At 63.7% G+C, this 14,557-nt stretch carries 11 protein-coding genes; 6 read left to right on the forward strand and 5 right to left on the reverse strand.

Annotated elements, in window-relative coordinates:
* Positions 1-71: 71 nt before the first annotated feature.
* The 3 genes from PSV38_RS08590 to glnE form a co-directional block, all read right to left on the reverse strand.
* Positions 72-1,079, reverse strand: a complete 1,008-nt coding sequence (locus PSV38_RS08590) for an EpsD family peptidyl-prolyl cis-trans isomerase (protein ID WP_300546588.1) — start codon at positions 1,077-1,079, stop codon at positions 72-74.
* A gap of 137 nt (positions 1,080-1,216) precedes the next feature.
* Entirely contained in the window at positions 1,217-1,846 is a 630-nt protein-coding gene (locus PSV38_RS08595; RefSeq protein WP_300546590.1) for a hypothetical protein, read from the reverse strand.
* Positions 1,843-4,767 (reverse strand): bifunctional [glutamate--ammonia ligase]-adenylyl-L-tyrosine phosphorylase/[glutamate--ammonia-ligase] adenylyltransferase, encoded by a 2,925-nt coding sequence (gene glnE, locus PSV38_RS08600; RefSeq protein WP_300546591.1) that lies wholly within the window; start codon positions 4,765-4,767, stop codon positions 1,843-1,845. Before glnE ends, PSV38_RS08595 begins: the two co-directional genes overlap by 4 nt.
* A 125-nt stretch (positions 4,768-4,892) precedes the next feature.
* On the opposite strand from glnE, the gene PSV38_RS08605 reads away from it, so the two are divergent.
* Entirely contained in the window at positions 4,893-9,251 is a 4,359-nt protein-coding gene (locus tag PSV38_RS08605; RefSeq protein ID WP_300546593.1) for a YhdP family protein, read from the forward strand.
* On the opposite strand, the gene PSV38_RS08610 is transcribed toward PSV38_RS08605, so the two are convergent.
* Positions 9,226-9,879: a DUF4197 domain-containing protein gene (locus PSV38_RS08610; RefSeq protein ID WP_300546595.1), complete on the reverse strand. Its 654-nt coding sequence runs from the start codon at positions 9,877-9,879 to the stop codon at positions 9,226-9,228. The genes PSV38_RS08605 and PSV38_RS08610 overlap by 26 nt on opposite strands.
* Positions 9,880-9,972: 93 nt before the next feature.
* On the opposite strand from PSV38_RS08610, the gene PSV38_RS08615 reads away from it, so the two are divergent.
* Entirely contained in the window at positions 9,973-10,476 is a 504-nt protein-coding gene (locus PSV38_RS08615) for a TlpA disulfide reductase family protein (RefSeq protein WP_300546597.1), read from the forward strand.
* A gap of 11 nt (positions 10,477-10,487) precedes the next feature.
* Here PSV38_RS08615 and PSV38_RS08620 read toward each other — a convergent pair whose 3' ends face one another.
* The gene (locus tag PSV38_RS08620) at positions 10,488-11,651 is read right to left on the reverse strand and encodes a hypothetical protein (protein ID WP_300546598.1); all 1,164 of its coding nucleotides are present in this window, start codon (positions 11,649-11,651) and stop codon (positions 10,488-10,490) included.
* 100 nt (positions 11,652-11,751) lie between these two features.
* Here PSV38_RS08620 and PSV38_RS08625 point away from each other — a divergent pair, with 100 nt between their 5' ends.
* The 4 genes from PSV38_RS08625 (at position 11,752) to PSV38_RS08640 (ending at position 14,513) form a co-directional block, all read left to right on the forward strand.
* Positions 11,752-12,372 carry a hypothetical protein gene (locus PSV38_RS08625; protein ID WP_300546600.1) on the forward strand — a complete coding sequence of 207 codons (621 nt, stop codon included), beginning with the start codon at positions 11,752-11,754 and terminating at the stop codon, positions 12,370-12,372.
* Positions 12,373-12,391: 19 nt separating this feature from the next.
* Positions 12,392-12,850, forward strand: a complete 459-nt coding sequence (locus PSV38_RS08630) for a PTS fructose transporter subunit IIA (RefSeq protein WP_300546601.1) — start codon at positions 12,392-12,394, stop codon at positions 12,848-12,850.
* Positions 12,819-13,088: an HPr family phosphocarrier protein gene (locus tag PSV38_RS08635; RefSeq protein WP_230180636.1), complete on the forward strand. Its 270-nt coding sequence runs from the start codon at positions 12,819-12,821 to the stop codon at positions 13,086-13,088. The genes PSV38_RS08630 and PSV38_RS08635 overlap by 32 nt, the downstream gene beginning before the upstream one ends.
* Positions 13,089-13,301: 213 nt before the next feature.
* Positions 13,302-14,513 carry a transporter gene (locus PSV38_RS08640; protein WP_300546604.1) on the forward strand — a complete coding sequence of 404 codons (1,212 nt, stop codon included), beginning with the start codon at positions 13,302-13,304 and terminating at the stop codon, positions 14,511-14,513.
* Positions 14,514-14,557 lie beyond the last annotated feature (44 nt).

The raw sequence follows: 14,557 nt of genomic DNA on the forward strand, positions 1-14,557 counted from the left end.
GGGAAAACCATTTGGCTTTCCCCGTAGCTTGCAGCCAGATGCAAAATCCTTGGCTTTTTCAGCAAGAAAAATTATTTCAGGCCGGAAAGCCCCTTGTTGAGCGCTGCTGCGTCAATGCCATTGGCCGATGAGGCCGTGCTGGCGGCGGCTGCGGGGGCCGGTGCCGATGCGGCGGCAGCTGCACCAGAAGCGGCGCCAGCAGGTTTCTCTGCAAATTTGCCCAGATATTCAATCTTGGCCGCAGTGCGCAAATTCTTGGTCTCTTTTTGAATGAACTCTTGCTTGCGCGATTCGGTCAGGAAACGCTCAATCATGGGTTTGGCCTGGTCCAGGCTGAGGGGCTGAGGTTTGCTGGCCGCGACCAGCACGACTTTGAGCCCGCCATTCATGCCCTGGTACATGCCTTTGCCATCCACCAGTTTGGCGAATTGATCCACCAGATTCAGAGGCAAGGCTTCGGCTGGCTGAGTGACCTGGTTCACGGCAAACTTCAAGCCGCTGTTCTTGAGGACTTCGACGAAGGCTTGTGAGCTGTCGGTGACCTGCAGTTTGGGCGTGATTTCGTTGATTTGCGCGGTATCGCCCTGGATGGTGAAGTCTTGCAGCATGTAAATGCGGCGTTGCCCGAACAAGGCGGGGTGCTCGTCAAAGTACTTCTTGATGTCTTCGGCCGGGGGCGCGCCCACGCTGGCCTGGGCTGCCTTTTCAAGGTAGGCGCGGGCCAGCAGGTTGCGGCGGGTGGCGTCCAGCATCTGGATGATCTGAGGGTCGCGGTCCAGCTTTTGCTCGGTGGCTTTTTGCAGGGCCAGTTCCTGGTCGATCAGGCTTTCCAGGATCTGGCGGCTGGCGGGTTCGGCTTGCTCGGGCTTGAGGCCTTGCTGGCGCTCCAGCACCATGTTGATCTGGTGAACGGTGACTTCTTCGCCGTTGATGCGGGCGGCTGTCTGGGTGGCCTTGGCCCCCTCCTTGCTGTCCTTGCCGCAGCCAGCTACCAAGAGGGCGGTGGCCACCACGATGGGGACCAGGGCTGCACGTTGCAGGGCGCGATGACGAGCGAAGGTAGGCTGGTTGGTGTGCATAGGGCTGAAACGAAAAGTTAATGATTGGTGTGAAGACTCGATCGTGCAGAGAGACCCGCCGCAGAAGCGGTAAGTTCCCTGGGGACTTCCCTGAAGTCAAAATTCAGCCAATGAGTGTACGTTCCCTGAGCAAGTGCTCATGGGCGGGATTTCGAGCAGGCGTGACCTCTGGGTAACGACAGTGTCAGGGTGATACCGATGCCCACCAGGGTGCCGGCCCAATGCGACAGCGGTGCGGCGTTCATGCCCAGACCCGGGCGGGGCAGCAGGACCTGCCAGTTGGGGTTCTCCAGCCAGCATTTGGCCAACATGCCCAAGAGCAGGGCCCACCCGTAGAGGGTGGGCCACTTGGCTGCGCGATCATCTTTGGCTTGAAGGATGAGGCTGGTCGCGGTGGTGCTCAGCCCGGCGTGCAAGATGCCTGACAGGCCGTAGTAGGTGTCCAGCCGAGGGTCGAGCAGGAGAAGCAGGTGCGTGATGGGCCAGGCCAGCAGCCACGCCAGGGCGGCGCGGGGGGGCAGTTTGAGGATCCAGCCCAGGCTCAGGATCAGGGCCAGGCCGCCGAGATTGGCCACCAGGTGGCGGGTGTTGGCGTGCAGCCAGGCGCAGGTCCACAGGTTCAAAGGGCTTTGTTGCAGCCCGGCGCTGGGGTGCAGGGCCCAGGTGTCGGGTGGCCAGTGCCCGGGCAGCAGGCCCCACAGAGTGGGCAGGCCCAGCGCCAAGGCGACGCCGGTCCAGGCCAAAGGCCCGAGAGGGCGGGGCGTCACGCTGAAGTATGGGTGCTGGGGCCCATGAACACGGCACCCCACAGGCGCAGGACCGCATCGCGGTGGGGTTTGATCGCATCTTTGGCCTCGTCGGCCAGTTGCAGGGCCGATTCATCCAGGCGCGCCCTGTGCTGTACGCGGCGCAACTCGCGGTAGGCCTGGCCCGCTTCGTGGCCAATGCCCGCAGGCAGCAGTCCGACTTGTTCTGCCCGAAGCAGCAAGGCGATGTTGCCGACGTTGTCTTGCAGGCCTGGGTGGGCGTGGCTGTGCGCCAGCACGAGGTATTGCACGGCGAATTCGACGTCGATCATGCCGCCCGCGCTGTGTTTGACGTCGAATTGGTCGGGCGGGCAGGTGTGGGCGGAGCGCAGGCGTTCGCGCATGGCCAGCACCTCGTCACTGAGGGCCTGGGTGTCGCGCACCGTGGAGAGGATGGCCCGGCGGGTGGTCTCGAATTGGGTGGCCAGGGCCGGGTCGCCAGCGCACCAGCGTGCGCGGCTGAGGGCCTGGTGTTCCCAGGTCCAGGCGGTGTTGCTGCCGCGCTGGCGCTGGTAGTCGTCAAATGAGTGGAAAGAGGTGACGAGCAGGCCTGCGTTGCCATTGGGACGCAGCGCGGTGTCGATGTCGAACAACTCGCCGGCCGAGGTGCGCAGGGTCAGCCAGTTGATGACCTTGCGGGCAAAGACCAGGTAGGCGTCAATGGGGTCGGGGGCATCGGGACCGTCGTCGGCCGAGGAGCGGTCTTGGGTGTCGTCGAACAGGAAGACGACGTCCAGGTCACTGCCGTAGCCCAACTCCTTGCCGCCCAGTTTGCCGTAGGCGATGACGGCGAAATGCGGTTCGCGGCCAACGGCGTAGCGGGCTTGTTTGGGTGGGCGTTGCTGCAGGTGGCCCCAGGCCCATTTCAGGGTGATGTCCAGGGTGGCATCGGCCAGGGCGGAGAGGTCGTCAGCGACTTGCTCAACCGTCAGCAGTTTTTCAACATCGCGCACCAGGGTTCGGAAGATTTCGGCGTGGTGGGCGCGGCGCAGGGTGTCGAGCAGGGCTTCTTCGTCGGCTTGGCCGGCGCGCTCCCAGCCGCGGTGGCGGTCTTGCAGGTCTTGCTGGTAGGCGACCGGGTCGAAGCGGCCTTCCATCAGGCGTGGGTCGGCGAGCTCGTCGATCACGCCAGGGTGGAGCATGAGGTAGCGCGTTGACCATTTGGCCAGGCCCAGCAGGCGCAGCAGGCGCTTGAGGACTTCGGGGCGCTCAGCCAGCAGCGACAGGTAGCTGTCGCGGCGCAGCAGTGGGTTCAGCCAGTCGATGAAGCGCAGCACGGCGTCCTGGCCCAGGCAGTCTTGCGGGGTGGCGTCTGAGCAGTCTTCGCTGGTGTAGGCCAGCAGGGTGGCCCGGCCAATGAGTTTGGCCAGCCTGAGCTTGGCGGTGTCGCTGAGCAGGTTGACGCGTGGTTGCGCGGCGAAGGTGCGCACGTGCGAGGCGATGGGCTCGGGCAGTTTGGCGATGAACTCGTCGCTGTCGACTGGAAGGGGCGGGCCGCCGCAGGATCGGCAGCCTGCGGGTTTGTTGCTGGGCGCATTGCCTTCGTGCAGCAAGGCGTCGAACTCGGTGGCCACCAGTTCACGCACGTTGCACAGGATGTCGAGCAACTGGCAGGTGCCACTGTTGCAATCGGGTTTGTCTTCGCTGGGCTTGCCCAGACCGAGGCTGGCGGCGATCCAGGCCAGGTCGGCATCGTCGGTGGGCAGCAGGTGTGTTTGCTGGTCGTCCAGGTACTGGATGCGGTGCTCGACCTGGCGCAGGAAGGTGTAGGCTTGCGCGAGCTTGTCGGCGGTGGCGTCGGAGATCAGGCCTCGTGCTGCCAGGCGCTTGAGGGCCTTGAGGGTGGAGCGGGTGCGGATCTCGGGGAACTGGCCGCCGCGCACCACTTGCAGCAGTTGCACGGTGAACTCGATTTCGCGGATGCCGCCGCGCGAGAGCTTGACGTCGTTGGCACGTTCGGGGCGGCCAGCGGCGCGGCGGTTGGCCTCATCCCGGATTTTGCGATGCAGTTGGCGCAGGCCTTCAAAGATGCCGTAGTCAAGGTAACGGCGGAAGACGAAAGGGATGACCACGTCGCGCAGGGCCAGTGCGCGGGCGTGGCGGCTGCCTTGGGGCATGGCGGCGCGGGGCGCGACGACGCGGCTTTTGAGCCAGGCAAAGCGCTCCCATTCGCGGCCTTGCACCAGGAAATATTCTTCGAGCATGGCCAGACTGACCACGGGGGGCCCGGAGTTGCCGTTGGGGCGCAGGGCCAAGTCAACACGGAAGACGAAGCCGTCTTCGGTGGTGTCGCCGATCAGACTGAAGAGTCGCTTGGCGACGTTCGAGAAGTATTCGTGGGCGCTGATCTGGCCTTTGCGGCCACCTCGGTCGTCGTCGATGCCGGTGGTGTGGCCGTCGTCTTCGTAAACGTAGACGAGGTCGATGTCGGACGACACATTCAACTCGCGTCCCCCCAGCTTGCCCATGCCGACGACCCACAAGTCGATGCGCTGGCCTTGCTCGTTCAGGGGGGCGCCATGGATGGCGTCGAATTCGGCCTGAGCACAAATCAGGGCGCGCTCCAGGGTGGCTTGTGCCAGCTCGGTCATGGCGGTGGTCACGTCGGCCAGCGGGCAAGATTGCTCCACATCGAGGCAGGCCAGGCGTTCCAGCACAAGTTGGCGGGCCACGCGCAAGGCAGACGGAAGCGCACGTCCCCCAGCCAGCAACTGATCGACCAGCGCGTCGATGGTGTTTTCGGTGGGGGTGCCGGGCGCTTGCTGGGCAAACTCCTCGCGTTCGGGGGTGTAGCGGCGACGGATGCGCTGCACGAACCGCGTGTGGTCCGCATGGGCCCTTGAGGGAGCCGGGTTGTGGGGGTTAAAGAATGTGAAGCCCATGAGCCTAGGTGAGGGTCTGTGCTAGGGTGATCGGTTGTCGGGCCCTGCAACTGGTTCCGGGATGGTAGGGCAGTTGCGTTTCACAAAATGGCGAATTTGGCCCACCTGGACGACAGTTTTGTTTCATGCCCACGATTTCTTCTGATTCTTCTGGCCATGCCAAGGTGAGCAAGGCGCGCTCACTGCTCCGAGTGGGGCGGTGGTGCTTGCTGACGCTGGCGGTGCTGCTGTTCATGGCCGCGATTGCCTGGTGGGCTTTGTTATTCCAAATTCTGCCCCGAATCGGTTCGTGGCGTGAGGCGCTGGCCCAACAAGCCACAAAGGCACTGGGGGTGCCGGTGCGCATTGGCGCTTTGTCGGGGCTGGCCGAGGGCTGGTCACCGGTGCTGTCACTGAAGGACGTGGCCTTGCTGGACGAGCGCGGTAGCGTCGCCTTGCGCCTGCCGGAAGTGACCGCACGGATTTCACCCAGCACCCTTTGGCCCACGGTGTTGTGGCGCCAGGAGGTCCGGCTGGACAGGCTGGTGCTGGTCCGTCCGGAGTTGCAGGTGCGCCGTGATCTGGCCGGTGATCTGCATGTGGCGGGTTTGAAGCTGGCGTCCAAGGCGATGCCCGCGGGCAATGGCCAAGTGCTGGATTGGGTGCTGTCTCAGCGCTTGATCCGCATCGAGCAGGGCGCTGTGCGCTGGACCGATGAGTTGCGCCAGGCGCCAACCTTGCTGCTGCAGAAGGTGGACCTGGATTTGAGCAGCCACCCCGGGCTGGGCACGCAGGTGCACCATTTGTCCTTGTTGGCCACGCCCTTGCCGGAGTTCGGTCAGCGCTTTGAGGTCAAGGCCCGAATGACGCAGCCTTTGTGGACTTTGTCCGCGCAAGAGGCCGCCTCGACCAAGGCGCTGGAGTTGCCCTGGTGGCGGCGTTGGCTGGGCGACGCGCCCAAGGCCACTGATTTGAGCACTTGGTCTGGCAAGTTGTCGGTGAACCTGCCGCATGCGGATGTGCAGTCCTTGCGCAAGCACGTGGACCTGCCCGTGGACGTAGAGGGCGGCCGTGGCCGCATGGCGGCGGAGCTGGTCCTCAAGCAAGGGCGGCCAAGCAGTCTGGCGCTTGATCTGAATGTGCAGGATGTGAGCATCCGCCTGGAAAAAGGTTTGCAGCCCTTGGCATTTCGGGCCCTGAGCGGTCGCATCATGGCCCGTAATGAGCGCACCGAATCCCACGTGGCGCTGAAAAAACTGGCCTTCACCACCACCGAAGGGCTGGTGTGGCCAGCCAGCTCGGCCCAACTGGCATGGCGGCACGCGCCGCTGCAAGGGCAGATCAACGCCAATGTTTGGCGCCAGACCGTGGGCGGCCAGGTAGACGCCGACCGGCTGGACCTGGGCGTGCTGGCCCGACTGGCCGATCGTTTGCCGATCTCGACGGCCATGCGGCGGACCCTGGCGGACCTGGCCCCCGAGGGCGTGGGGCGGCAATTGACCTGGCGTTGGCAAGGACCGGCCGATGACCCGCGTGAATACAGCGCGCGCGCTCAGATCAAGGGATTTGGGTGGGCGGCCTCGGCCAAACAGGGGCGGCCCGGTCTGGCCGAGGCCGACATTGACCTGAAAGCCGACGAGCATGGCGGCCAGGCCTCCGTGGCCATCCAGAAAGGCTGGGTCGAACTGCCGGGTGCTTTCGACGAGCCCCGCATTCCCTTGAGCGCGATGGCGGCCCGTGTGAACTGGCGCATCAAACCGGCCGACCAAGCGGCCTTGCCGCCTCAGTTGCAGGTGGAGGTCAAAAAAGCGACGTTTGCCAACGACGACGCCGAAGGCGAACTGCAAGCCACCTGGCAGACGGGCCCTGGCACCGGCACGGGGACGCAGGCCCGTTTTCCGGGCCACCTTGACCTGGAGGGCAAGCTGGCCTGGGGCCAAGCCAACCGGGTCTGGCGCTACCTGCCCTCGGTCATCCCCTTCCATGCCCGCGACTATGTGCGCATGGCCGTGCGCGAGGGGCGTGGCGAGAAAGTCACCTTCGAGGTCAAAGGGGCCCTGGCCGGATTTCCTTTCAAGGATGACCAGGGTGGGCGCTTCCGCGTGCATGTGCCCACCAAAAACGTGACCCTGGACTACGTGCCCGCGGCCCTGCTGGAGGCGGGTGGCGTGCCCACCCAGACCCGCTGGCCTGCGTTCACCGGGCTGGACGGCGATCTGATTTTCGAGGGCCTGCGTTTGCGCATTCAGGGCGCCAAGGCCCAGTTGGGTGGATTGGGCACGGGCAGTTTTTTGCTGCGTGATGTCGAAGGGCGAATCGAGAACCTGGCGTCCGACGACCCCCATCTGGAAATTCGTGGCCAGGGGCAAGGCCCCTTGAACGATCTGCTGCGCTACATGGCCGTGTCCCCTGTGGGTGTTTGGACGGGCAAGCTCTTGCACAAAGCCGAGGGCACCGGCACCGGCAGTTTGCAACTGGCCTTGGACATCCCGTTGAACCACACAGCCAACACCGGTTTGCGTGGCCGTGTCCGCCTGGTCGAGCAGGACCAGGCCGCGTTGCGCCTGCACCCCAGCGTCCCGTTGTTGCAAAAGGTGAGGGGGCAGGTTGATTTCACCCAGAAGACTTTGAAGGTCTCGGCCGTGGCCAATGTGTGGGGGCAGGATGTGACCGTGGAAGGCCAGCAAGACGCCAGCGGGGCCCCCAAGTTCGTGGCCCAGGGGCTGATCACCGCGGAAGGTTTGCGCACGGCCAGCGAATGGCCTGCGCTGGCCCAACTGGCCCAGCGCATGACGGGCCAGGCGGCGGTGACCGTCACCGTGGCCCTGCCCAAGGTTGCGGTGGATCAGGCCTCCACGGCGGCGCAGCCAGAACTGCACGTCGTGTCCACCTTGCAAGGCTTGGCAGTGGACCTGCCCGCGCCTTTGAACAAAAGCGCCGAGAGCATCTGGCCCTTGACGATGATCCACCGAAGCGATGACCCCAGCGGACTCAGCGACGCCTTGCTGGTGGAGTTGGGCGCGGCCCAGTCGGCCAACGCCGCGGGTTCGCCCTGGCTGCGGGCAGACTTCCGCCGCGATGTGAAGGGCGACCAGGCCAAAGTCACCCGCGGGGCCTTGAGTTTGGTTCAATCCACGGCGGGCGGTGGCGCCATCGCCGTTCCGGCCTTGCCCCCCAAAGGCGTGGTGGCCCAGGTCACCGTGCCGACCCTGGACCTGGACGCCTGGCAAGGCCTGGCCCGCGTGGTGCGCTCACCCTCCAGCGACAGCGTGGGCCCGGGTGAGGACTATCTGCCCGACACCTTGAGCTTGCGCGCCGGTGTGCTGAACTACCAGCAGCGCAATCTGCGCAATGTGGACGTCACCTTGGCCCATCCCAACCCGGGCGTCTGGCGTGCGCAAATCGAGTCCGACCAACTGGCGGGCCAGATCGAGATGCGGCCTGAGACTTCGCCCCTGGCCAGCGGGCCGACCGGCAACCGCATCGTGGCCCGCCTGTCACGCCTATCGGTACCGGCCGCCGAGGCCGAAGCCTTCGAGGACCAGGCTGCGCTGCAGTTGCTGACTCCGGAGACCGTGACCGTGCCGGCGCTGGACATCGTCATCGACGAGCTGGATTGGCGGGGCCTGCCCTTGGGCAAGATGGAGGTGGAGGCCCTCAACCGCCTGGTGCCTGCGGAGGGGGGCGGTGTGCAGCCAGAATGGCGCTTGAACAAATTGCGCATGACCAACCCCGAAGCCCAACTCAATGCCAGCGGCAACTGGATGGCGGTGGGCCTGGTGCCCGGCGCCAAACCCCAGCAGAAAGCGGCGTTCAACTTCACGCTGGAACTGAACAACAGCGGCAGCCTGCTGGGCCGCCTCGGTTTGCCCCAGACCTTGAAGGGTGGCAAGGGCAGGCTCACCGGCCAGATTGCCTGGATGGGCTCGCCGCTGGAGCCCAACCCCGCGACCATGACGGGTGAGTTGTCCGTGGACATCAAGGAAGGGCAGTTCCTCAAGGTCGATCCCGGCATGGCCAAGTTGCTGGGCGTGCTCAGCCTTCAATCACTGCCCAGGCGCCTGGTGCTGGACTTCCGCGATGTGTTTCAACAAGGCTTTGCCTTTGATGCCATCGATGGCGACGTCTCCATCAAGCAAGGGGTGGCCGACACCCGCAACCTGCGCATGCGCGGTGTGCAGGCCGTGGTGATGATGGAAGGCCAGGCTGACCTGGCGCGCGAAACCCAGAACCTGCACGTGTTCGTGGTGCCCGAAGTGAACGCCGGCACGGCCTCGCTGGCTTACGCGGTCATCAATCCAGCGGTGGGCCTGGGCACGTTCATCGCGCAGGTGTTGTTGCGCAAGCAGGTGGCAGAGGCCAGCACCCGGCAGTTCAGCATCACCGGCTCCTGGGCTGATCCGCAGGTCGAGCGCGTGCAGCGATCGCTGCTGGCGCCCGTGCCTGCCGCCTCTCAACCCGCCAAGCCACCCGCCGGGCTCAAAGGGACGAAAAAACCTTCTTGAGCAGGGCGCTGCCCGTGCCCACGGGATCATTGCGGATGCGGCGTTCTTCTTCGCCGATCACGAAGTACAAGCCGTCCAGCGCCTTGTTGGTGACGTGCTGCTGCACGGTGGCCGCCTGGCTGCCCTTGATCAAGCCCATGCTGCTGGCCTTGCCAGCCAGTTCGTTGTAGCGCTGGGCCAGCGACAGCTTTTCAACCGCCTTGTTGACCAGAGGCGAGAACTGAACCCCCAAGGGCGCGCGTGTTTTGGCGGCGAAGAAATCCGTCACCGCGTGTTCACCACCCGACAGAATCTGCCGCGCGTCTTGCACCGACATGCCCTTGATGGCATTGCGCAGCAACGGCAGCGCCAGGCTCACCGCGTTCTCGGCCGCGTGGTTCATGGCGTTGACCAGGTCGTCCAACTGGCGGCCACGGCCGACCGCGCGCAGCAAGGGCGCGGCTTTTTCCAGCACATCGGGCAAAGGGATGCGGATCTTGTCATTGCCCATGAAGCCATTGACCTGGCCCAATTGCTTGACGGCGATGTCTGCGCCGCGTTCAAGCGCCGCACGCACGGCGCCGGTGGCATCTGCCTGGCTGAAGGTGGCAGCCCGCGCACTGGACGACGCCAACAAGGACAATGCCATGCTGCCTGCCAAAGCCTGGCAAGCAGACGACAATATGATCTGACGACGGTTCATTAGGTGATCCACTGATACAGCTCCACTGACCCAACGGCCATGAATTCCAACAGACGACATCTTGCCTTGATCGCCGTGGCCGTGCCACTGTTTCTGTCCGGATGTTTTTGGGACACCCAGGCGTCTCTGCCTGATTTGCCCTATACCCGGATCGATGGCAGCCAGCACCGCACTTCTGATCTGAAGGGGCAAGTCACCCTGATCAACTTTTGGGCCACCAGTTGCACCACTTGCATCAAAGAGATGCCCCAGCTGATCGCCACCCAGAACAAGTTCAAGGCGCAAGGCTTGCAGACCCTGGCAGTGGCCATGGAATACGACCCGCCCGCCTACGTGATGCAATTCGCGCAGAGTCGGCAACTGCCCTTCCAGGTGGTCATGGACCACACGGGCGATCTGGCCAAGGCCTTTGGCCCGGTGCAGTTGACGCCCACGACTTTCGTGGTCAACAAGAAGGGCGAGATCGTCAAGCGCTACATCGGCGAGCCTGATTTTGACGCGCTGCACACGCTGCTGGGCCAACTGCTGGCCGAGCCCGCCTGAGCTTCACTCAATCACATGATGCGCGTGAGTTCGTAGACCAGGGCTGAGGGCAGCGATGTGGCCACAGCCGCCTGGCCCACACGCGCCATGCCGGTCGGGCTGATGCTGGAAATTTCGAAGGTGTGGCCTTCTTCCAGCAGCTCGATGAACACGAACTCGGGCACTTCCTGGCGGATGCTGCCCACCATTTGCATGAACCTCGGCGTCTTCAGGCTGGACTCGAACACGATGCCGTGAGGCAGCCCTTCGTTGCAAAATTCGATTGCATCGCTCACTGAGTTCACGAAGTCGATCACCAAGCCCATGGACTTCATGGACTCGCGCACCAAGCCGCGCACATCGCGGCGCGCTACCACCACCAGCACGTGGCAACCGGCCAGAGGCTTGGAGTTGATCGAATCGGCAAAACCGGCCTCTGGGGCCTCGGTGCTGGCGCCTGCCGCCAGGCCGTTGGCCGTGCGTGGAAACTCCAGCGTCCAGCGCGCTTGCGAGGGCTCGATCTGGCGTTGCGGCACCAGGCCGAGTGTGCGGGCCGTTTGCGTCAGCAGGTGCCAGCTCATGCAGTCAAGGGCCGGGTTGTGGGTGCCGTTCTGATCCGGGGGCAGGTCCGGTGATCGGTGCTGGAACTGGCAGATCAGCGAGGCGGTGTCAGAAGAGGGGCCCATGTTGACTCGGACATCGACCAGGCCCTGGGCGCAACTCAACCACCAATCGACCAAGGCGTTCAGCAGGCCATGCAGCATGGACGGGTCCACCTGCACCTCCACCTCGTGCAGTGATTGAACAATGTGGATGCCGCGCGCCTGCAGCTCACGGGCTCGGTGGGCCAGCACGCTTTGCACGGTGTTGGTCAGGTGGATGCGTTCATGAGACAAGCGCACACGGCCGGAGGCGAGCCGTGAAATCTGCTGGCACCAGATGCCGACCTGGCGGGCGCGATCAACCTCCTCCAGCAAGGTGCGCAAGCCAGCGCGGTCGATGCGGCCCGTGGTGGTCAGCGTGGCCACGCGTTCCAGCGCTGTGGTCAGGGGTTCGGCCAACTCCCGGCCGGCCTGGGCCAGCAACTCTTGCCAGCGCACCAGCTCGCATTCATCCGCGCCGAGCGGGAACTCAATCGGGTTGACCCCAGGCTGGGCCGACGCCAATTTGGCCGAGGAGGGGGAGGGCAAATTCATGGCACATCTCGGTTCGTTCGACCTCAGTTTCGGCGGGTCGATCAGGCCTGTCCATCCCACGCATGGGTGAAATCATGGTCCTTTGTCCATAATTGGCGCCATGAAACAAAGCTGGTGTGACAAGGGCGCTTGGGCGCTGTCGGTCGTGGTTTGCCTGGCCATGGTGGCGTGCAGCCCGGTTTTGGATTGGCGCACCGTCCGGCCCGAACATGCTCCGGCACTGCAGGCGGTGTTCCCCTGCAAACCGAACCAGGTCGACCGTTCATTGACCTTGCCTGCCTTACCTGGCCCGCCCGTGGCCATGCACTTGGTGTCGTGCAAAGTGGGCGAGTCCATTTGGGCACTCAGCTACTTTGACGCGCAAGACATCACCCGGGTGCCGCTGGCCCTGGCGGCGGACAGCCGCGCCCTGCGCGACAACTTGGAAGCGGTCAGCCGCCTGGGGACACCGTCCGCCGTGGCCACGGTATCAGCGGTGGACCTGGGGCCTGCCCAGGTCATCGGCATGACCCCCCACCCCTTGTCGCGGCATTGGCGCCTGATGGGGCGGCGCCCGGCGGGCAACGGGCAAAGCGTGCCCGTTGAAGTGCACGCGTGGCATTTTTCCCACGGTTTGATGGTTTACCAGGCCAGCCTGTGGCGCCCCGTGCCGCCTGCAAATGCCAAGGATTCCACCGACGCGGTAGAGACATTCATCCAGGGCTTCAAATTTTTGGATTGAGCAGCCCATAATCATTGATATGCCCGGCTTGTTTCTCATTGCGCACGCCCCTCTGGCTTCAGCCCTGAAGCTGGCGGCGCAGCATTGTTTTCCGGAAGCGGCCCAGGCCCTGCAGATCCTGGACGTACCAGCCAACCTGCCCCCCGACGAGATCGAAGCACAGTGCCGGATCATCCTGGAAATGCTGCAAAAGGCTGATCCCCGGGGCGAAGCGTTGATCCTGGCCGATGTGTTCGGGGCCACGCCCTGCAACATCGTGCAGCGCCTGTCCGATGGGGTGCGCGTCAAGGTCATCACCGGCGTGAACGTCCCCATGCTCTGGCGTGCGCTCAACTATTCCAATGAGTCCCTGGACACCCTGATTACCCGCGCGGTGGCTGGTGGCACCCAGGGCGTCATGCAAATCGCGACCAACAAGCCTCAAAACCAGGCCAGTCAGCCCACCAATGATCAAGACCACCGTCAACATCAGCAATAAGCTGGGACTTCACGCACGCGCCTCGGCCAAGTTCACCAAACTGGCCAGCAGTTTTCCATGTGATGTCTTCATGAGCCGCAATGACCGGCGTGTGAACGCCAAAAGCATCATGGGCGTGATGATGCTGGCCGCTGGCCTGGGGGCTGCGGTGGAACTGGAGTGCGATGGCGCCCGCGAAGAAGACGCCATGAAAGCGCTGGTGGCGCTGATCAACGACAAGTTCGGCGAAGGCGAATAAACCCCTCTTCAGGGTCGATCCCCATTGGATTGAGCGATCTGGCGTGCAAAACCACCGCACTCCAGGTGATCCCTGTCGTGCCATTGCGACAACCTGCGCACACATTTGGGGTCAAGCAAGGCACAGTTAGGTCGATATTGCACAGATACGTTTGCAACCTGCATTTTTTTAACAAACCCGTTGAACGAATTCAATTCATTAGGAGCTGTCTGCATGAACACCTTTCGCCGTGATGCTTCGTCGGCCTGCGCGCTGACCCTCAAGACCGTGGCCCTGGCAGCGGCCCTCAGCGCGTCGTCGGTGGCCCTGGCGGCCGAGAACGGCAACCAACGGTATTCGCCGGGTGTGGGCGGCAGCGACATGACCTCGCCTTTGGTGCCCGGCTGGTACGGGCAGGTGGCGATGGTGGCGTACCACGCCAACAAGATCAAAGGCAATGATGGCAAGCAGTTGGCTAAGACTGGGAATGTTTCGTCGGCGCAGGTTGGCGCGGCGGCCGGTGCTGCCTTCTTGGCGGCCAATCCGGGTAACGTGGCGGGCGCCGCTGCGACCGCTGCGGGAGTCTCGGCCGCATTCCCAGCAGGTATTGACTACAACTCCAAGGTTGGTATCAAGGCGGATACCTATGCCATTCTTCCACGTATTACCTATCTGAGCAGTGAACAGGTGTTGGGTGGCAATGTCGGATTCACGGCCATGTTGCCCTTGGTCAGAAGGAAAGTTCAGCTGGCCGGAGAGGCTCCAACGCTGACGCCGATCGGTCCTACTCCGCTGAGTGCTGTACCAGGGCTCGCGGCAGGTCTTAGCTCGCGCATCACGGGTGGCATTGCCACTGATTCCGCCGCCTACGGCATCGGCGACCTTGAAGTCTCGCCCATCTGGCACATGGAAATTGGTGATCACCAGCACGTGTCGATTGCCCCCACCATCGTGCTGCCCACAGGCGACTACGACGCAACCCAACGTGCCAATTCAGGCTTTGGCAACTTTTTCACCTTCCGCCCCTCGGTGCAGTACGCCTTCGTGGGCGATGGCTGGGACGTGGGCGCTCGCCTGGTGTTGTCCTTCAACACGCGCAACAAGGAAAATGGCTACCGCACGGGCAACATCCTGAACATCGACTACCAGGCCATGAAGTTCGTGTCTGAGGACATTCGCGTGGGTCTGCAAGGCTATGTGGTGGAACAGTTCACCAAAGACTCGCAGGATTTGACGGGCTACTCGCCTGCTCAACAAACCGCGCTGGCCACCTCGTCTGACCTCAGCACCGGCAACAAGATGCGCGCCTACGCCGCTGGCCCTGCCGTGGCCTGGTTGGCCAATGGCGGCGAGTTCCTGCTGGAAGGTAAATTCTTGAAGGAGTTTGGTGCGAAAAATCGCACTGAAGGCCAAGCCTTCTGGTTGACGCTGTCCAAGCCGCTGTAATCTCCCCTGATTGATGGAATCCCCGGTCCGCGTGGTCGGTGGAG

The organism is Aquabacterium sp., assembly GCF_029946005.1.
GTDB lineage: Bacteria > Pseudomonadota > Gammaproteobacteria > Burkholderiales > Burkholderiaceae_C > Aquabacterium.